The organism is Nocardia sp. NPDC051321 (assembly GCF_044455225.1).
Lineage (GTDB): Bacteria > Actinomycetota > Actinomycetes > Mycobacteriales > Mycobacteriaceae > Nocardia.
In genome coordinates, this window is sequence record NZ_JBITEM010000011.1 from 226,405 (window position 1) to 243,812 (window position 17,408).

At 65.6% G+C, this 17,408-nt stretch carries 20 protein-coding genes; 1 reads left to right on the forward strand and 19 read right to left on the reverse strand.

What is annotated here, in order from left to right:
* Position 1: 1 nt before the first annotated feature.
* From ACIA8C_RS26845 to ACIA8C_RS26885, 9 genes are all read right to left on the reverse strand, one after another.
* The gene (locus ACIA8C_RS26845; RefSeq protein WP_397139288.1) at positions 2-598 is read right to left on the reverse strand and encodes a DUF2744 domain-containing protein; all 597 of its coding nucleotides are present in this window, start codon (positions 596-598) and stop codon (positions 2-4) included.
* A complete protein-coding gene (locus ACIA8C_RS26850; RefSeq protein ID WP_397139290.1) occupies positions 595-861 on the reverse strand; it encodes a hypothetical protein in 267 nt (88 codons plus the stop codon). Before ACIA8C_RS26850 ends, ACIA8C_RS26845 begins: the two co-directional genes overlap by 4 nt.
* Positions 806-2,350 (reverse strand): hypothetical protein, encoded by a 1,545-nt coding sequence (locus ACIA8C_RS26855; protein ID WP_397139292.1) that lies wholly within the window; start codon positions 2,348-2,350, stop codon positions 806-808. The genes ACIA8C_RS26850 and ACIA8C_RS26855 overlap by 56 nt, the downstream gene beginning before the upstream one ends.
* A complete protein-coding gene (locus ACIA8C_RS26860; RefSeq protein WP_397139294.1) occupies positions 2,347-3,276 on the reverse strand; it encodes a hypothetical protein in 930 nt (309 codons plus the stop codon). Before ACIA8C_RS26860 ends, ACIA8C_RS26855 begins: the two co-directional genes overlap by 4 nt.
* Positions 3,273-6,848, reverse strand: coding sequence for a hypothetical protein (locus ACIA8C_RS26865; RefSeq protein WP_397139296.1), 3,576 nt, complete (start codon positions 6,846-6,848; stop codon positions 3,273-3,275). Before ACIA8C_RS26865 ends, ACIA8C_RS26860 begins: the two co-directional genes overlap by 4 nt.
* 15 nt (positions 6,849-6,863) lie before the next feature.
* Positions 6,864-7,307 carry a hypothetical protein gene (locus ACIA8C_RS26870; RefSeq protein ID WP_397139298.1) on the reverse strand — a complete coding sequence of 148 codons (444 nt, stop codon included), beginning with the start codon at positions 7,305-7,307 and terminating at the stop codon, positions 6,864-6,866.
* A gap of 8 nt (positions 7,308-7,315) precedes the next feature.
* Complete coding sequence (locus ACIA8C_RS26875) at positions 7,316-7,720, reverse strand: hypothetical protein (protein ID WP_397139300.1); 405 nt, start codon at positions 7,718-7,720, stop codon at positions 7,316-7,318.
* Positions 7,721-8,446, reverse strand: a complete 726-nt coding sequence (locus ACIA8C_RS26880) for a hypothetical protein (protein WP_397139302.1) — start codon at positions 8,444-8,446, stop codon at positions 7,721-7,723. It lies immediately after the preceding gene.
* A 123-nt stretch (positions 8,447-8,569) separates the two neighbouring features.
* Entirely contained in the window at positions 8,570-9,907 is a 1,338-nt protein-coding gene (locus ACIA8C_RS26885; protein WP_397139304.1) for a BsuBI/PstI family type II restriction endonuclease, read from the reverse strand.
* Positions 9,908-10,030: 123 nt separating this feature from the next.
* Here ACIA8C_RS26885 and ACIA8C_RS26890 point away from each other — a divergent pair, with 123 nt between their 5' ends.
* Positions 10,031-10,228: a hypothetical protein gene (locus ACIA8C_RS26890; protein ID WP_397139306.1), complete on the forward strand. Its 198-nt coding sequence runs from the start codon at positions 10,031-10,033 to the stop codon at positions 10,226-10,228.
* Positions 10,229-10,286: 58 nt separating this feature from the next.
* Here ACIA8C_RS26890 and ACIA8C_RS26895 read toward each other — a convergent pair whose 3' ends face one another.
* The 10 genes from ACIA8C_RS26895 to ACIA8C_RS26940 form a co-directional block, all read right to left on the reverse strand.
* Entirely contained in the window at positions 10,287-10,652 is a 366-nt protein-coding gene (locus ACIA8C_RS26895; RefSeq protein WP_397139308.1) for a hypothetical protein, read from the reverse strand.
* Positions 10,652-10,948, reverse strand: coding sequence for a hypothetical protein (locus ACIA8C_RS26900; protein WP_397139310.1), 297 nt, complete (start codon positions 10,946-10,948; stop codon positions 10,652-10,654). The genes ACIA8C_RS26895 and ACIA8C_RS26900 overlap by 1 nt, the downstream gene beginning before the upstream one ends.
* A gap of 12 nt (positions 10,949-10,960) precedes the next feature.
* A complete protein-coding gene (locus tag ACIA8C_RS26905; RefSeq protein WP_397139312.1) occupies positions 10,961-11,317 on the reverse strand; it encodes a hypothetical protein in 357 nt (118 codons plus the stop codon).
* A complete protein-coding gene (locus ACIA8C_RS26910; RefSeq protein ID WP_397139314.1) occupies positions 11,317-11,721 on the reverse strand; it encodes a hypothetical protein in 405 nt (134 codons plus the stop codon). The genes ACIA8C_RS26905 and ACIA8C_RS26910 overlap by 1 nt, the downstream gene beginning before the upstream one ends.
* Positions 11,718-12,746, reverse strand: a complete 1,029-nt coding sequence (locus ACIA8C_RS26915) for a P22 phage major capsid protein family protein (RefSeq protein WP_397139316.1) — start codon at positions 12,744-12,746, stop codon at positions 11,718-11,720. Before ACIA8C_RS26915 ends, ACIA8C_RS26910 begins: the two co-directional genes overlap by 4 nt.
* 9 nt (positions 12,747-12,755) lie before the next feature.
* On the reverse strand, positions 12,756-13,427 hold the full coding sequence (locus tag ACIA8C_RS26920; protein WP_397139318.1) for a hypothetical protein: 672 nt from the start codon (positions 13,425-13,427) through the stop codon (positions 12,756-12,758).
* An 84-nt stretch (positions 13,428-13,511) separates the two neighbouring features.
* Positions 13,512-15,086: a phage portal protein gene (locus ACIA8C_RS26925; protein ID WP_397139320.1), complete on the reverse strand. Its 1,575-nt coding sequence runs from the start codon at positions 15,084-15,086 to the stop codon at positions 13,512-13,514.
* A complete protein-coding gene (locus ACIA8C_RS26930) occupies positions 15,076-16,383 on the reverse strand; it encodes a PBSX family phage terminase large subunit (RefSeq protein WP_397139322.1) in 1,308 nt (435 codons plus the stop codon). Before ACIA8C_RS26930 ends, ACIA8C_RS26925 begins: the two co-directional genes overlap by 11 nt.
* On the reverse strand, positions 16,380-17,009 hold the full coding sequence (locus tag ACIA8C_RS26935) for a helix-turn-helix domain-containing protein (protein WP_397139324.1): 630 nt from the start codon (positions 17,007-17,009) through the stop codon (positions 16,380-16,382). Before ACIA8C_RS26935 ends, ACIA8C_RS26930 begins: the two co-directional genes overlap by 4 nt.
* On the reverse strand, positions 17,009-17,350 hold the full coding sequence (locus tag ACIA8C_RS26940) for a P27 family phage terminase small subunit (protein ID WP_397139326.1): 342 nt from the start codon (positions 17,348-17,350) through the stop codon (positions 17,009-17,011). Before ACIA8C_RS26940 ends, ACIA8C_RS26935 begins: the two co-directional genes overlap by 1 nt.
* Between the last annotated feature and the right edge of the window lie 58 nt (positions 17,351-17,408).

The window sequence follows — 17,408 nt, forward strand, 5'->3', positions numbered from 1 at the left end:
TTCAGGCGCGCTGGTAGCGCGACAGGATCGCCGGGCGGGCTTTGCCGAGGTGGCGCTCGATGGCCAGCACCCGTTCGCGTTCCTCGGGCTCGGCGTTGCGCAGGTAGGCCAGCACGGCCTTGACGCCGCGTCGAGTCGGGTCGAACTGTGGCGGTGCATCGTTGGAGGCAGTGGCCTCGGTGGTGACCGGGCGGGTGACCGGCAGCATCGGCTCCGGTGGTGCCTGATCTCCGACGGTGCCGGTCAACCCGAGGGCGGCGGCGAGTTGCTGGCGTTGGCGGAGCGGGAGTTCGGCCACGAATCGCCGGACGTCGAAGACCTCTTCGGGGTCGGGGTCGTCGATGTCGGCCCAGGTGCCCGGTGAGAGGAGCCAGTGCGGGTCACCGGCGCGTGGTGGCCGGTATTTGATGACGGGGTCTTCGATCGGGCGTGCTCCGCAGTCCCACAGTCGGCGTGAGACCGCGCGCAGGTGCTGGACCGGCAACAGCAGCGGTGCGCCCTTGAGCCCTGGTAGCCCGACGAGCATCCACAGGAACGCTTCTTCGGGGTCGGTGGGGTCGCAGTTGTCGCGGATGGGGAACTGGCCGTCCGGGCTCATGCCATCACCCCCAGTTCGTGCACGCCGGAGACGAGGTCGGAGACCATGTCGAGGGTGCGTTGGCCGCGGTCTTTGTTGCCGGTGGGGTCGCCGATGACGGGGCGCCATTCGGGGAATTGGTCGCGGTCCCAGGCCAGGGTGAGTTCGCGGACGCGGTCGACGCGGATGGTGTAGGTGTCATCACCGGGCGCGGTGGCGCCGATGCGGTCACCGATGAACCAGTGCCCGCCCTCGCCGATGACGAAGGGCGCACCGTCGCGCACGGTGATCTCGTGAGAGAACCAGGCTCGTGTATCGTGAAAGCCCTTGCGCAGGGCCATCATTGCCGCGATCGTGTAGGCCCGCCCCGGCGAGCCTGCGAGGTACTCGAACAGTCTCGACCAGCCCGAGTTCTGTTCTCGGGCATTGGATTTCACCGCATGCCAGGCCAGCAGCGTTCCTTGATATAAAGGGCGCAATAAAGCGTCGGTGGCGCCCCCGACGGGCGGCAGGACGATGGCGGCGGCCAGGAGATCGCCGGCCATCTGTATGGCGGCTGACAGACCCTCGTCGGCTGGGTCGGATCGCGGGTGCCCCACCCCCGTATGGGAGTGGGGCGCCCGCGACCCCCGGCATCGATTGCCCTCCGGTCACGACTTGCACTGCGGTAGCAGCGGTCTCGGTGAATTTGGAGGTTTCGATACCGGTCTCGGGACTGTCGAAATACACCACGAACGGTGTGGTGACATCGGTACGCCGACGACCAGGAATCAGGTAGTCGGCAGGGGTGACCGGATCAACGATCGGTTCAACGATGGTGTCGATGAAGTCCTCGGAGAAGCGGGCTACCGTGCGGGCCAGGCCGTCGAAAGGGTTTCCGCCGCTGGAGGTGTCGCTGTAGAAGCCCGAGGAATTCACGATGTCGATGACGAGTACCCCGTGACGCAGCCGGGGCGCACCGGGCCACGGTGGCGGGTCGCCTTCGAGCCAGCGACGGCACCGCACCGACAGTTCGGCGTCTTCGAGGATGTCGCGGGCCATGTCGAACCAGTACTTGAACCGCGAATGCGGTACCGCCCAAAGGGTTCCGGCGGCCAGGTCTTCGGCGAAGCTGGTCGGGACGACGACCACTGACCAGTCCGACATGTCCAGCCCGACCGCGCCGAGCCAGGAGGCGGGGTCGAGCGGATCGTCGGGCAGGTGCCAGCCGTGTTGCTGCATCTGCTCACGCATGACGTTGAGCAGCAGCGGCAGTTTCAGCGCCCACCGCGCCGGACCGGGGATCGGGCCGAAGGTACGCGGTATCTGGACTTCCGGGCCGAAGAACGGGTTCGACCAGATCAGATACGCCTTCAGGTGCTGAAAATCGTGAACGAACCGCAGCGTGAGTACCTGGCTGCCGTCGGCACGGCGTTCGATCGAGTGATCGTGCAGATGCCCTGACCACCGGGTGCCGTCGGGTTTGTCGCAGGTGATGTGGATGTTGCGGCCTTCACCGGCTTCGATGCGCGCGCGGGTGCGCCACACCCACCGCGCCAGCGGGTCAGACAGCGGGATCTCGACCAAGGCGGTGCCGGTGTCGTTGTCGACCCAGGTGAACTCGGCGCGGTATTCCGAGCAGATGATCCCGGCCAGGCGCCAGTGCCCGTCCCAGAGCCGCACCAGTGGTTGAGCGAGCCGATCGAGGTCGTCGGCACGTTCTGCAGCCAGGGTGGCGTCCCAGATCGCCTCGCACTGCTGCGCCAAGCTCATCGAGTCGAGATCGACGCTCACCGCAGACCCCACGCCCTCGTCCACAACCGCGGCTGACGCAGCTCGGCCCGCGCGCCGCCGACCGGGGCATCGGTGACGCTGATCGGCAGCAGCGTCGGCGGGGTGCGCGGCGGAATACGGTGCATGAAATGCAATCCGCCCAATCGGCCGATCAGGTTGGTGCCGACCAGGTCTCGCACGTAGAGCTTGTCCGGGTCCAGGTCGATGCGGGCTCCGCCTTCCCGGTCACCGAGCATCGGCAAGGTGATCATCCGGTTCCCGAACCGCCCGCCGGGGGTGCGCCGGTACTTCTTGCCGATCCACGACAGGTCCGGGATCCGCCACCTGCCGCGGGTGAGCACCCATTTCTGTGCCATCTCGAGATCGGTGGGGTTGGAGACCTCGATGAACCCTTCACCCGATCCCTGCCCGCTCTCCCAGGAAGTCACCTTCATGGGTTCTTCCCACATCGGCTGCGCGGCCGTAACCGCCATCGGCACAACCGATTTGCGCAGCAAGTGGGGGTCGCGTTCGGACTCGAACTCGATGCTGCGATCCAGTGCCAGCCACAGCCAGCGGGTGGAGCGGTCGGTGCTGATCTGCAACTTCGTCAGCGTCGCATCGGGATCCCACTGATCGAGTTCGTAGTCCCAGGCGTTGCGCCACCCCGAATCCCGCAGCTCCCATTCCTCTTCGTCGCTGCCGTGGATGGTGACGGCGAAGGTAATGTCGCGCTTGAGATAGCGTTTGCCCTGATAGGTCGCGCCGCGCTGGTAGACCGAGGACTTGTAGCTGGTGGTGACCGGAGCATCCCCGATGCCTTTCGGGCTGGTGGCCAGGGTGATCACATCGCGATCGGCGTGGGGGCCGTTGATGATCCAATGCGAGTCATCGACGCCGAAGACCTCGACGCTGACCGAATCCGGGTGCACCAGCAGTGGTTTCACCCCCTCGCGGTGTATTGGAGTGCGCGTAGGTCCGCGATCTGTTGGGCGCGGCGGTAGCCTTCGTCGACGTCTCGGGTTTGGACGGTGATGTGGGTCGAGTTGTCGGTGTGTGACATCGGCCCCGCTGGCGAGGTGACGGTGGGCACCGGTGGTGGCGCGACCTGATTCATCAGCGACTGGTAGTCCGCGGTCCCTGCCGCGCGTGCGGCTTTGGTGGCCTCGAACACCTCATAGGAGCGCTGATAGTCCTGAAGTGCGCGCACGCGTTCGGAGTTCAACGGGTTCGGGGCACCGACTACCGACAGGGCGTCATCGAGCTGGCCGCCGAGGAATTCCTTGCCCGCCTTGGTAAACGACTCGGTCGCCCGCTGCCCGAGGCTGTCCCACGTATCCAGACCCAGCCCCTTGCGGGCGGGATCATCCAAGCCGGGTTTCTGCTGGTCGGGCACGAGCGGGACGCGTGAGTCGATGAGTTCACGCAACCATCGCCACTCATCGTGGGTCAGCACCGCTTCGGGCTTGCCGGAGGTGTTCCAGCCCAGCGTCCCCGGCTCCCACATCCCGCCGGAGTCATAACCGTGCCCGCGGCCCCACATCTGCGACAAGTCCAGCCCGTAGCGGGATTTGTAGTAGCGCAACGCCGCGACCATGTTGGCGAACGGGTCGCGCCGATCGTTGGGAAGATCCGGATCGTGGTGTGCGGCAAAGGTTCCCGGAATGATCTGCAACAAACCGACGCCTGCGGCTTCGCCGGTGCCGTTGACGTCGACGATCTGCTGAGCGATGTCGGGGTCTCCGCCGGACTCCGACTCGATCTGCGAGAGCATGATGTCGACCTGGGCGGGGTCGAAGCCCACGCGTTTGAGGGCCTCGATGGCCATCGCCCGCCACCGCTGCACTCCCTCGCCGGGCGGCAGTGCCGTGGCGCGGGCATCGGCTCCGGCGCGCATGCCAGCGGTTCGGCCGGCGATAAGCTCGGCGGCGGAATCGGTGACTTGGGCCAGCGTCGCGCGGGGCAGTTCCCCGACACCGCCACCGAAATCGGGCACGGTGTCGACCAGTGCCTGTACCGGGTTGAGAAACAGCTCCGCGATCTTCGCGCGCACTGCCGCGGTGGCTGAGGCGAAGCGGTCACCGATCCAGTCGGTGACCGACCCGAACAGCCCACCCCCGTCACGGAAGCGGGGCAGCTGCCCCGCGAGGGCGGAGCGGCGTAGCCGCAGCATCGCCGCGTGCCCGCCGACGGCATCGACTTCGGCGCCGGTCCAGACGTGCTCGTCACGCGACAACAACGCGGGCACCGAATCCGAGGTCCGCGAACCAGGACCAACGACTCGGCCTTCGGCTGCCGGACCACCAGTAGCGCGGCGAGTGATCGGGATGAGTGGAACCTCACCGGTCCATTCGGTGAGCACGGGCACCACGGTGCGGATCGCGTTCCAGGCCGCACGGAATCCGCCGTTGACGACGTGCTCGATGACCCAGTTGATCGGCGTGGCCGTGCGCTCACGCAGCCCATCCCAGGCATCGCCGATCCCGGACACGATGCTCGACACCCGTGCGTGCAGGGTGTCGAGGGAGTCCCCGAACCCGCTCAGACTCAGCGCCGCCCCGACCAGTGAGCCGGGCAGACGCTCGTCGAGCCATTCGCGGATCTTGTCGAACTTCTCGGGGATCTTCTCGAGGTTGTCGATCAGGGTGAACAGCGCACCCTGAAAGATGTTGATACCGGTGATGTCTCGAATCGCATCCAGGAACTCGTAGATCTTCTCGGCGGCTTGTCCGATCCACACCACGAGGTTGGCGAGGTTGGTGACGGTGGTGCGGACGTCTTCCCAGAAGTCCTTCATCGCTTGGCGGCCTTCGGGTGAGTTCAGCCAGGTCGAGAATCGGTCGAGGTTGCGCACCAGCGACTCGAGCATCGACTCACCCGAAGGTTCGGCGGTGGTGATCAGGCCGGCCAGGGCTTTGCCGATGGACTTGGCCAGCTCCCAGATGCGGTCGAGAGCGTCGAGGGAGTCGGTGAGGAAGTCCCGGAATTTCTGTTGCCCGTCCGGGCTTTCAGCCCAAGCACGGAAGCTGGCCATGGTGTCAGCGAACGAGCGGCTCGCATCCGGCAGGAATTCCGAACCGACCCCGGCCAGGGATAGCAGGCCCTGGAGCAGGTCGTTGACGCCGTCGATCAGCGGGCCGATCGCGGCTTGGGCGCCTGTGAAGATCTTCTCGAGCTTGACCCCGGTTGCCGGGATCGCCAGGTCATCGAGAATGTGTCGGACACCGGCGTTGATCACCGTAGCGATTCCGGCCAATCCCTCACGCACACGCCCCAGTTGGGCATCGGCAAGTGCCACGACCGAGTCGCCGAGACCGTTGAACAGTGGCTGCTGCACGGCCATGCGGAAGCTGGTCCACTCTGTGCCGAGTCCGCGGATCTTGGTGACGAAATCCTGAGCCGCAGGCGAGAGTTTGGCCATGGCCCGCTCGAATGCCTCGACCGCAGGCGACATTTGGGCACTCGCGTCGGCCAGGGCGGTGCGGGCGTCGGCGAGCTGGGTCTCGGCGTCGGCGAGATGTTCGCGCGCGGCGACGACTTCATCGGCATCGTTGATGCCTTTGGCGTGGGCGTCGGCGGCTTGGGCGTCGATGTCGGCGCGGCGGGCTCGCGTCTCGAGTAGTTGCTGCTCGGCTTCGGCGACGCGCTGGTTGGCGCGCACGTACTCCAAAGGGTCGGTGGATTGCAGCTGGTCCAGGTCCCGGTGGGCTTCGGCGATCGAGAGCAGGGCGTCGCCTTCGCTCAACGCCGCGCCGCGCGCCTGGAGCTCGAGGTCGCGCAAGCGTTTCGCTGCGTCGGCGTAGGCGCGGTTGAGGTCGGTGCGAGCGGTGGCGACCGCACGGGTGGCTTGCTGCTCGCCGCGCTGGGCGGAAGCGATGGCGCGAGAACGGGTTTCGGCGTCCTTGCCTGAGGTCTCCGACATCTGTTTGGCCGCGGCGAAAGCGTCTTTGACCCCGGAGACGCCGACCGCGATCGTCGCGATTCCGGCCGTGGCCGCGGCGGCGGCCGCGGGCAGCAATCCCAGGGTGCCAGCGGCTTGCGCGGCGACCGCGATCAGTGGGAACAGCGACCCTAGAACTAGGCCCATCAGGGCCGCTTTCAGCACTCCGGCGGCGACCGAGGCCAGGCTCATCACCGACCCGAGCCGCCCCATCGACATCCCGGCCGGACCCCCAGCGCGATTGAGCTGCGCCAGCAGTTGCAACAGCAACAGCAGCTGGGAGTTGTCGATCTCGATCCGAATCCGGATCACCCGGCCACGAAACGGTGCCAGCGCGGCATTGAGCCGGGCGGCGAACCCGGCCATGTCCAGGTCCGGCCGGACCCGCACGGTGAAGTTCCGCAACCGTGCCAGCCTGGCGCGCAGGTCGGTGGCGAACTCGCCCAGGTTCGGCACGATCCGTACCGAGAGGTTCTCTCGGATCCGCTGCAGCTGGCCGCGCAGGCGGGTGACGAAGTCGCGCGCCAGCTCCGGAACAACGGTCATGCGGGCCGAACCGGCGGAATAGGGCTGCGCCACCGATTCACCGCCGTTCTACAGTTGGACTCCCAGCCGCGACAGCACGTCGATCACTTGATCCCGGTCGGCACGCGCACGCGCGTGCGCTTCGGCGGTCATCGGTCGCGGCTCAGGCGGCAACGGCGCAGCAGGGCTCTCGCCGAACACCGACGCGACGACCCGGATGAGTTCCTTGGTGACATCGATATGCCGCAACGCCAACAGTGCTGGTAGGTCGTAATGCAGCGGCGAAAGCGGAGGCGGCTCCGCATCTTCGGGCTCGGGTTCGGCAGCGCGGAGCTCGCCCAGTTCGGGGTCCATCAGTAGCGCGGCCTGGTAGTGCGACCACATCGGTTGCCGTCCTAGCAGCCGGATCAGCTGAGTCCAGGGGCGTTCGCCACGCATGTAATCGAGCAGGTCCCACCCGCGGGTGAACAGGTCGGCCTCGATGTGCTCACCGAAGTCCTCGATGAGCATCACGAGGCCAGTCAGCCCCCCGGCAGCTCACCTGCCTGCTCCGGGTCGGGCAGCGAGCTGAAATGGCGGTTGATGGCATCGAACAACGGCCACAACACTTCCACCGGCTCGCTCTTGATCACAGCCCACACCGCCTCGAACCCGTCGCCACACATGGCCTCGAACAACTCCCGGATTCGGCCGGCGGGCATGTCCTGGCCGTCGAGCAGCGCCGCGAGGGTCAGCACCTGCCACACGGTGTCGGGTTCATGGATCGGGGTCGGTGGGGTGGTGCCGTCGAACATGTAGGGGCGCTTGCGTTTCTGCTTCCTGCTCGCACGGGCATCGTCGCGCATCTGAAGCCACGTCGACTTCTCCGGCGCGACGGTCCCGGAGTTACGGCGGCGTGGTTTGCGGCGCTTGGAGGAGTTCGGCATTTATGCCACCTTCTTCGGTGTGCTTTCGGTGTCGCTCTTGTCGGCTGCAGGTGGGGGCGACGCTGGTGTGGCGACGGTGAAGCCCATGGGGATGACCAGGTTTCCGACGCCGGGACCGCACAGTACATTGCGCATTGAGTAGCCGAGCTTGTCGTCCACGGTCGCCTTGACCGTGATCGGCCACGCCGCGATGTTCTCCGAATTCCACTGCTGCTGACCAACCTCGGTCACCGACGCGCGCGGCATGATCCGCAGCACCCACTTCTCCCGCGCACCGACACCGTCGACGAACAAAAAGATCACTCGGTAATAGATGGTGTCCGGCGCGACTGGCTCATTCCACGACACCTCCTTGGTCACCGCGTCGGCCTGCACGTCTGCGAGGCTGCGACCCGAAACCAGTTCCAGCACTGCACGTTTGAACTCTTGCGCGGTGAAACCGACACTCATGTCCCGTTTTACGATGTCGGATCGGGTCGGCTCGAGCCAACCCCAGCTCTCGGTCTCCGAGAGTTGCTGCTCGGGCCGGAACTGTGGGCCACCGGCCTTGTCGATCAACCCCAGCGACGAATAGTCCTCCAGCGACTGAAATTTCGCATCTGCGCCTGCGGTGAACTTGATCGGGACACCGACACTCATCGGCGCGATAAGAACCGCACCCTTGAGTGGCTTGAGCAGTAGATCCTTGTTCGTATTGACGATCTGCTCGAAAGTGGTTGCCACCATGCGAGTTCCTCTCCACATACACTTAGCCGTCACAAACCTGGCCAGGTTTGCGGCGGCGGGTAGATTTGACTTCGGCGCACGAGTCGAATATCTGCACCCGATGGCCCCCGAGACGGCAGGCCGTTATTTATTCGTAGCGAGTGAGCGTCCGACTCCGAAGCTTATGAGATTCGACGGATCGTCAGCGCACCACGCTTCGGTATCCCAAGATATTTTTTTGAGGAAATTGCGGAGCTCATTACGGGACGGAAATGCCGAAACGAAGGAGAGATTTACCGGCACACCACTGAAGATACCGGCCAGCTCTTGACGCCTTTTGAGGTCGATGGGCCCGTGGGTAGTAACTGCTTCGACCAAAATGACCCAATGCTTTTTCTTTATGTGCACGACGACGTCGGGCAACAAATCATAGAGATCGGCCGTGATGCCCAGGGGGGAAAGTCCCGCAGGTTCAACAAGACGCTCCTTACTGTTCGCGTGGGCGACGTAAAGGACTTTGCCATTCGGAGCATACCGATCACAGAAATCTGTCAGGATTTTCGAAATCAGCGTGGCCGAAGAACTAGGCGGACTAGGCGCATGGAGCCTCTGACGAACTACCCGCACAGCATAATCGTCACGCGGCGGAGGAAGTTGGCGTTCCGCTAGATACTTCATCATCCGGTCAGCGAAGCCATCTTCGTCATCGTAAGTAGCAAGCAGCTCGTGAACGGCAGCGCTGACTTGATAGCACCGTCTTGGGGAGTTTGCTGGCCGGTTTGGATCGTCCGGATCCATAACGGCGATACCGGTATCAATGAATCCCTCCAGTACGGACCTTCGCAGAGTCCCGCGAGCGCTCGGAGGGGAGTCCACCGCATATTCGGTGCGCATCCAATCCAGAATTTCGACCGTTCGCATCATGGGCCGTTTAGCCTGGCTCCATTCAGATTCAGGGCCGACCCGGACAAATGCAAGGAGGGCTAAGGCGGTGCGGTCGTTTGCTCGCTGCCTACCGAACCCCATCATCATGAGTATCTGGCGGGAGTTCTCGATCTTCGCTTTCCGCAGCGCGCGTAGGCGAAGGGCGTACCGACGTTCGGCCGCACCCAACGGTCGTTCAGCCTGGGCAGACTGCCGGACGGGTGGCTGTGGCGCTTCTTGCCCTTCCACCGTAGGCCGGTTGATCGCAGCCTCTCGCGACGGGGATGCAGCCGCCGCTTCTGCCAGTACGCTTTCCGCCTCCCGCCTTCGTTGCATCCAGTGGCCGACGTCGCCGCCCCACGCTCTGACGAGAATCTCGAACTCGTCTCGGTTCGGCAAGCGCGAGCCAGAGAGCCAGGCGTAGTAGGTCGACTTAGAGATTCCGGGCACCGCGTCGGGTGCGCCCGCCTTCCCCGCCGTGTCGCGTAGCACCTGGAGTTCGGTAGCAAATGCCGCGAGCGGGTGATTCGGGTCCAGCCGCTTCCGGCGCCGTCCCATCGAGCACTCCCTTTAGTCCTGGATAGTCCCGAGTTGTATCGAAGTTCTCTCGGATAGTAGACGACCTCTGACGTCGGAGGGACTCTTAGGACACGCATCTCAGGCGTTACTCAGGAGGTTGAAGTGCAACCTGCACTCAGTGTTCGGGCACTGCTGGTGGTAGTCGCAGTCCTGCTGGCGATCATCGCGGCTATGGGTGCGGCCATACTCGCCCATGTAGGCGGGCAGCGGCTGCCGAACGCCTTGGCCACCGGCGGTGCATGCTTCTGCGCGGCACTGCCTTTGGTGATCCTGGTCTTCAGCAGCGCGGGAGCGCTGTAGTCGTTAAGGCGTTGGGCTCAAGTTTGGCGGGTGAGCCTGGCCAGCACGGCGACAAGCCCTACAGCGCTCTGAATGACAGCTGATAGACCGCCGTCTGTTTCCGGTCGTTGGGGTCGGGAGCAGGGACGTCCTGGCCGCCGGTGATCTCGTTGGCGGTGTCGATGAGGATGCCGTTGACGAGGGTGCAGCCAGCCTCGGAAATGCGTTGGCGGCAGGCTTCTTTAATCTGCTCGGCTTGTTCGTCGGTGTGAGCGTAGTTGTCGACGCGGACAATCGGCCGGTCGGTGATGCTGTCCTCTGCTCCGCCGATTCGGCGAACAACGGTGTAGGGCACCGGCTGTCCTTGCCGCTTGGCCTTTACCGTTGTCGCGATCGGGGACAGCAGGGCGATGAGCACTTCGTGCACGTTCGGGTAGGTAGGCATCACAGCCCCTCGATCAGGTTCACGAAGTCGGCCAGAACGTGCTCGGCGGCGGTGTCGCGGGTGCCTGCCTCGCGATAGAGCGCATAACGGCTGTAGGCGTAAACGACACCGAACTGGTGGCCGCCGCCAGGATCGACATAGCCGATCACCGAGGTGGCATTGTGGCCGGTACGCCGATGAGATCGGGTGCGCCAGTAGTCCGCACCGAGCTCGACGACCTGTTGCAGCATCTGGCGGGTGTTCTCGCCGAGGCCGACAGCAAGTTCGAGTTCGTTATTGCTCGGGTCGAAGTCCACCGGCCCTCCTTGTCAGAAGCCCCGAGCGAGGCGGAAGCGCCTGCCCGGTGACCAACCGGTGATGGAGTTTCTCGGGTCGAGGACGGTACCGACGATTCGGAAAGTGTCTCCGGCGATCTTGGCGCGGTCGGCGGACCGTACATCCGAGCCCACCGGCGCGGTGACTTGTACTGCGACGGTGATGGTTTCGCCGTCGATGTATTCCTCGCTGGTGGTCCAGGAGATCGCGCAGGGGCCGATGGTGTGGCTGAGGTGGGCGTAGCGGTCGAGCAGTTGGCCGTCGGCGTCGCGGAGGTCGCCGTAGGCGTCGGGTTCGCCTTCGCGGTAGATCTCGATCATCACTCCGTGCGGGTAGCTGGGTGTGTCCATCAGCAGATGAGTGGTCGCCCGCTGGCCAGGCCCGCGTTGCGGAGCACGAGAACCGCTTCGTGGCACAGGTATTCAGATGCCCGGCGCAGCGCGGCGGGGTCGGGCCGGCTGTAGGAGACCGATCCGCCGTCGGCGCTTTGGCTGGCGATCTCGGCCTTCCGCCCGGCGGTGGCTGGGTTGATTCCGGCTTCGGCCCAGGCGATGACCTGGAGGCAGGCCGCTTCGCGTAATGCGTCGCGTAAGTCGTCGTCGGCAGGTAGTCCTGGCGGGGTGATGTCGTAGAGGTCGTTGCTGGTGATGTCGCGGACGCGGGCCGAGGCTGCCTCGATCAGCGCGATGGCGTTGGACGGGATCGGGTCCAGACGGTTGGTGAGGTCGGTGGGTTTGGCGTAGACGAGCATCACGCGGCCGCAGCTCCTGTCTTCGCTGCGGAGCGCTTGCTGGCCGTGGTCGCAGTTTCCGCGGGCGCACCCGTTCCAGCGTCGGGTGCTGATGCGGGAGCAGCGGTGGCGTCGGGGCCTTTGAGGAGGACGGCGCGGTTGGGGTCGAGGCACTTGACGCCGTAGAGGGTGTCGACGGAGATCACGGTGGTCTTGTGGCGGATGTCGTAGTCCATGGCGACACGCATCGACAGGCCCTTGTACTGGACGGTGAAGACCTCGGCGCCGGGCGGCAGTTCCATCGGCGCGGAAGCGAAGGCGAAGGCGGTCGAGTGGAAGGCGACTCCGACTTCGGTGCTCGGCTGGCCGGGCACAGGAGTGGGGGGCGGCTGGCCGACGTTCTGGCTCCAGAAGGTGTCGAACCCGACGAGCTGCTGTCCGATCGAGCCTTGCCGCAGCGCGGCGGTGGAGTCGCTCTTGTCCGCGTGCAGCAGCAGCGGTTTGCCGAGCCAGCGGGCCTTGGTGGTCGGGCCGACGACCGCGCGCCGTCCCGGCGCGGGGACGTTTTGGATGTCGAGCTGGCGACCGGCCTCGATGAGGTTTTCCGGGTTCTCCCACAGTCGCCCGGTGCCGCCCTCCATCACGTCTGCTCCGCAGTGCTGGGTGACCTGGGCACGCAGCGAGAGCAGGTCGCGGTCGACCTTCTGGGAGATGGCTTCCATGGCGGGGCGCAGGATCTGCTCGTCGAAGTTTTCGATGTCGAGGGTGAGTTCTTCGGAGGTGACTTCGACCGAGACGTCGGCGATGGTGTCGAGCACGACGGGGATCTTGGATTCGGTTGTGTCTTGGATGACGATGCCGCGGGCGCGGTCGAATTCGGTGGCCACGAATCGTGGGGGGCGTTTGACGTTGACGGTGTTGCCGACTTTCTGCGGGCCGAAGTCGCTGGAGATGTCGCGGTAGACCAGCGGGAGCATGACGGTGAGCTCATAGAGGTTGGCCAGGCTGCGGCGTGCGAGGACGTCGGGGGTGAGGAAGGTGTTGGGCACGGTGGTCTCCTAGGTGCGCGAGTCGGCGATCGAGTCGCGGACTTTGCGGCGGATGGCCTCGATGTCGTCCTCGACCGCAGGTGCGGGCGGGGTGGAGTTGCCTGCGCTGAACTCCCCACCGGAGCGCTCGACGGGTGGGGTGTTGGCGAGTTTCGGGTTCGTGGTGATGGCGTCAGCGACCAGGGCGTCGACTCGGGTGGTGAAATTGGTTGCGTCCGGGTCGAGTTCGTCGAGGGCGCCGAGTCCACGCAGGTACGGGACGAGTAGCTTGTTGTCGCCACGATGGGTGTCGGCGGCCGCGGCGATGGCGTCTTTGATCCGGTAGTCGCGCAGCCTGCGGTCTGAGGTGCTGGCACGGTCGGTGAGTTCGGCGATGACCTGCTCGGGGTCGGTGTTCTCGTCGGCGACCAGGCCCAGAGCGCGTCCGATCTCCTGCACCATTTCCTCGCGTGCTTGCTGGGCTGCTTGGTCGAGGGCGGCCGAGGCGTCGGTGCGGGCGCTTTCCAGGTCACGTCGCAGCTCGGCGATCACCGCCCCCAGCTGGACCGGGTCCTGCGCTTCGGCTTCCTCCGGTGCCGATGCTGGCGCGGGTGGCGTCGGTGTGGGTATGGCGGTCGGGGGCTGAGCCGGTTCGGTAGGCGGTTCTGCGGGCTCGGCGGGTGGGGTGGGGTCGTCGGACATGGCTTGCTTCCTCCGGGAATAGATGACGAGTGGTTCTGAAACAGCTATGGCCCAGTGGATTTCGGGCTAGCCGCTTTTTCGCGGTCAGTGCGCGAATTGGTCATGGACTGCGGCGTTGCCCGGCAGACGAGGTTGGAGGGCCTGCATACGGGCCCGTTGTTCGACTTCATGCAGGATGCGCGCGACTTCGTCGTTGACGTCGTCGCCGGACCAGTTCGGGTTGCGTTCGCGCACAGCCTGTTCCAGTGAAATGAGATCCACGGACTTGAGGGCGGCGAGCCGCTGGGCGGTCTCGAGCGGCGGGAGCTGGGCACGAACGGGCCAGCGGACCTCGGGGTTGGCCTTGAGTTCGATACGGCTGCCGAAGTGGATCCGGTCGAGCTCGGTGAGGGTGCGGGCGAACGGAGCGAGTTCGGCTTTCCAGTAGTTGATTTTCTGGTCGCGCGTGGTTTCGGAGAGTTTGTCGCGGGAGTTGACCTCGGTGGCGGTGACCAGTCCGGTGGTGCGGGGGTCACCGAAGGTGGAGGCCGACAGGCCAGCGCCGCGCAGGATGAGTTCGGTGATCTCGGTGGCGGTTTCGCTGTGTTCTTGCCACCGGATGGCGAACTGCTGCGGAACGATCGGTGGGGCTCCGTCTTTGAGGCTGCCCAAGCCCGCTCCGGGCAGCGGGGTGAAGATCGCCTGTTCGGAATCGAAGGTCGCCCCGGTGCCGGGGCCTCGGGTGTGGGTGAGCTGCTTGTCTACGAACAGGCGGCTGCGGCCGTGGTCGATATCGCGCATCCACGCCGACCAGGTCTCATCGAGGGCGTCTAGGAGTGGTTCCTGGCCGTCTAGATCCGAGCGCCCCAGCTGGGCCAGGCCGGGTGTGTGGCGCCAGCCCCGGTGGGGTCGCACGTTGGGCACGTAGCGGGCGGTGAGAGTGTCGACGCCGGTGGCGATGGCGGCGGTCGAATCGACCAGCGGTGCGGCCCAGGCGGTGTCGGGGTGTTCGATGAGCTGGCGGCGCTGTCCGAGCTGGTCGTGTCCGCCTCGGTAGAGGCCGTGGTGGATCCGGCCGGGAGCGTGGTACTCGAGGTGCCGCCAGACTTCGCCGCTGGTGGTGTCCTCGGCGACAACTTGCCAGAACGTGACACCAGCGAGTCGGCCATATCGCCAGCGCGGGATGGCGCAGTCGGCGGCCATGGTGGCGACGTTGACGTGGTCGCTGATCGAGCGGTCCCACCAGACCCGCAGATACACGCCGCCTAGTGCGGAGGCGAGCTCGCCGGCCTCGAGGAGGATGGCGGCGGTGTCGGCTCCGCCGAGCAACAGCTCGAGGCGGGCTTGAGCGGGTTTGCGGTCTCCGCGTGCGTCGTCTTCACCGATGACGAACCGTGGGGGTTGGGAGAACAGCAACGCCGAGGAGCCTCGTGCCAGGTCGGCGGCGAGGGGGATGTGGAGGCGTTTGGTGGCTTGGGGATTCGGGCGGCCCCAGAAGAAGCGGGCGATGCGTCCGACGAGACCGCCGGAGAACTGGGCGGGTCGGTAGGCCGGGTAGCGCTGGTAGATGTCGGCGAGGCGGTCGGTGTCTCCGGCGTACCAGGCATCCCAGGTCTTCATGGCTTTCTGGGCGCGGTCGAATGGTGGTGGCGGCCAGGCGATGTCGGTATCAGGCAGCATCGGGCACCTCATCGAATCCAATCACCGGTCGCCAGAGGCGTTCGGTGGTGATGACCGCATACCGCAGGGCGTCGATGCCGTGGTCGTTGACTTTGATGGGTGCGTCCTCGCCCTCTTCGGTGGCGGTGGTCGACCAGGAGTAGCCGGGGATCTCGAGCAGCAGTGCCGGGCAGCGGGTGGAAATGCGAAGCAGGTTGCGGGCGAACAGCATCGTCAGCACTCGCAGTCCGTAGAGGACGTCGTTGTCGGCGGCCGCGGTCTCGACGCCGTCGGAGTGCAGCTGCACGCGCAGCGACGCTGCAGAAGGGTCGGCGATGATGTGCTCGGCACGCATCCGGGTTTGGCGCAGATCCGGCAGGTGGGACTGGTTGAGCCAGGTGCGCAGGTCGGTGGAGAGTTCGGCGTCGGTTTTGCGCTGGCTCATCGTGGAGGGCTCGTAGCGGTATTCGTCTACGGCGTAGAGGATCCCGTCGATGCCGAGGCCCAGCAGGATGGCGTGGGTGGGGTTGGTGGTGCCGTAGTCGATGCCGACCGCGATTAGCTGCCGCATCAACGGCAGTGCGGCCCAGTCGACCATCAGGTGCTCGGCCCAGGAGTCGAACACGCTGCCGTCGGCGGCGACCCAGTGCCCCAGGATGAAGCGGCGGTACCACAATCCGGAGTACTCGCGCTTGTATTGGAGTTTGCGTTTCTCCGACAGGGCGGGGTTGTCGTCGAGCTCGAAATGCCATGTGCGCCAGTCCGGTAGTAGCGGCTCACCGTCGGGGTCGAGTTTGCCGATGCGGTCGAGGAATTCGCGTTTGAGCCAGTGCACGGGGTTGTCGGGGTTGGTGGAGCCGAACAGCCGCGCGTCGTCGAGGCTCATGCGCCCGAGCAGCTGGCGGAAGAAGTCAGGCCGGATGACGGTGATCTCATCGACGTAAGCCCCGGCCACCGTCAGGCCCCGCAATGACATCTCGGCCTTGGCATCGGACGCGCCGAGCATGTAGACCCGGCGCCCCAGGATCGTCGCGGTCGGCGCCCCGAGGGTGTAAGACACTCGTCCCGCCAGCTGGCCGAACAGCGCCGGGTCGCGCATGGGTTCGATGACGTTGCGAGCTAGGGATTCTCGGGTGCGTCCGACCATGACGAACTGGCCACCGGCCGGTGGGTTGGACAGGAAGATCAGCCAGCACAGGATGGACGCGATGGTCTTGCCGGAGCGGATCGCGCCTTCCCAGATGTTGCAGCGGGCCACCGCTTGCACGATCGACACCGCTTGTTTGCGGGAGATCGGTAGTTCATCGAGCACGCTCACAGCGGTGGCTCCAGCTCGTCGTCCGCGCTTGGCTCGTCGACCGGTTCGCCAGCCGCAGCTTCATCGTGAACCGCATCGGCGGTGTCGGCGTCGACGGCGGCTTTGAGTTTGCCGAACAGATCCGAAAGCATCGACCGGTCACCGGCGACGGTGTCGTTGCTTTGGCTGGTCAGCAACTCCGAGAAGCTGCGCAGGGCAAGGGAGAGCGCGGTGTAGCCGTCGCGGACATCACGTAGCGGCGGCAACGGGACGGTGATCGGGATCATTGAGTCCAGGCCGCGTTCGTAGGTGGTGACCGGGCTCCACAACCGCTGGTGCAACGCGGGGATTTGGGCTTCGATCATCTCGGCGAGATCGAGGCGGCGGCGTTTGAGCTGTTCTAGGCGCGCTGCGGTCGCTTCCGCGGTTTGGGATTCATCGAAGCGCAACTCGAGTTTGCGAGCCCAATAGGTGATCGTGGCGCGAGTGACACCGAGATGCTCGGCGATCTCGTTGCGGCCCTTACCTTTCGCATGTAGCTCGACGATCCGTTGCTGATCGTCGGCGGTGATCTTGCCGGGCCGTGATCCGCCAGCCCGTGCCGTGGTCCGCGGGCGGGGTGGGGTGGTCTTCTTCGGTCGAGCCATCAGAGCCGGAACCGGGCCGCCCACGCGGCGATCTTGCGATCGGCGCGATCCCGGACCGCGCTCATCGGATTCGGTACCGGCGTTCCGGAGGCAGCGTCGATGACCAGCAGGCCGGTTTCGCCGAGGATGACGGTGGCCTCCTGGAACTCGGCCAATGCCTCGACATAGCAGGCGAATTCGCCGACATTGGCAGGGTTGAGCTCGGTGTGGGGTGCGAGTTGTTCCCACAGCAGCCGGGCCTGCTCGGTCAGCCACGACGGTGGATTGGTTTTCCACGCCGACACCGACACCGGCTGGGTCGCTCGGCGCAGGGGGACGACCGGGTAGTCCGGGGCGGTCATGGGCGTCTCCGCCTCCTCGATAGGTGTAGTGCCGGTGGCCCCGGTCAGTGGGGCCACC

Coding starts and splice junctions, on each gene's coding strand:
- ACIA8C_RS26845 (WP_397139288.1), bottom strand. CDS start 598: ATGAGCCCGGACGGCCAGTTCCCCATCCGCGACAACTGCGACCCCACC.
- ACIA8C_RS26875 (WP_397139300.1), bottom strand. CDS start 7,720: ATGCCGAACTCCTCCAAGCGCCGCAAACCACGCCGCCGTAACTCCGGG.
- ACIA8C_RS26880 (WP_397139302.1), bottom strand. CDS start 8,446: ATGGTGGCAACCACTTTCGAGCAGATCGTCAATACGAACAAGGATCTA.
- ACIA8C_RS26885 (WP_397139304.1), bottom strand. CDS start 9,907: ATGGGACGGCGCCGGAAGCGGCTGGACCCGAATCACCCGCTCGCGGCA.
- ACIA8C_RS26895 (WP_397139308.1), bottom strand. CDS start 10,652: ATGCCTACCTACCCGAACGTGCACGAAGTGCTCATCGCCCTGCTGTCC.
- ACIA8C_RS26905 (WP_397139312.1), bottom strand. CDS start 11,317: ATGGACACACCCAGCTACCCGCACGGAGTGATGATCGAGATCTACCGC.
- ACIA8C_RS26920 (WP_397139318.1), bottom strand. CDS start 13,427: ATGTCCGACGACCCCACCCCACCCGCCGAGCCCGCAGAACCGCCTACC.
- ACIA8C_RS26925 (WP_397139320.1), bottom strand. CDS start 15,086: ATGCTGCCTGATACCGACATCGCCTGGCCGCCACCACCATTCGACCGC.
- ACIA8C_RS26935 (WP_397139324.1), bottom strand. CDS start 17,009: ATGGCTCGACCGAAGAAGACCACCCCACCCCGCCCGCGGACCACGGCA.
- ACIA8C_RS26940 (WP_397139326.1), bottom strand. CDS start 17,350: ATGACCGCCCCGGACTACCCGGTCGTCCCCCTGCGCCGAGCGACCCAG.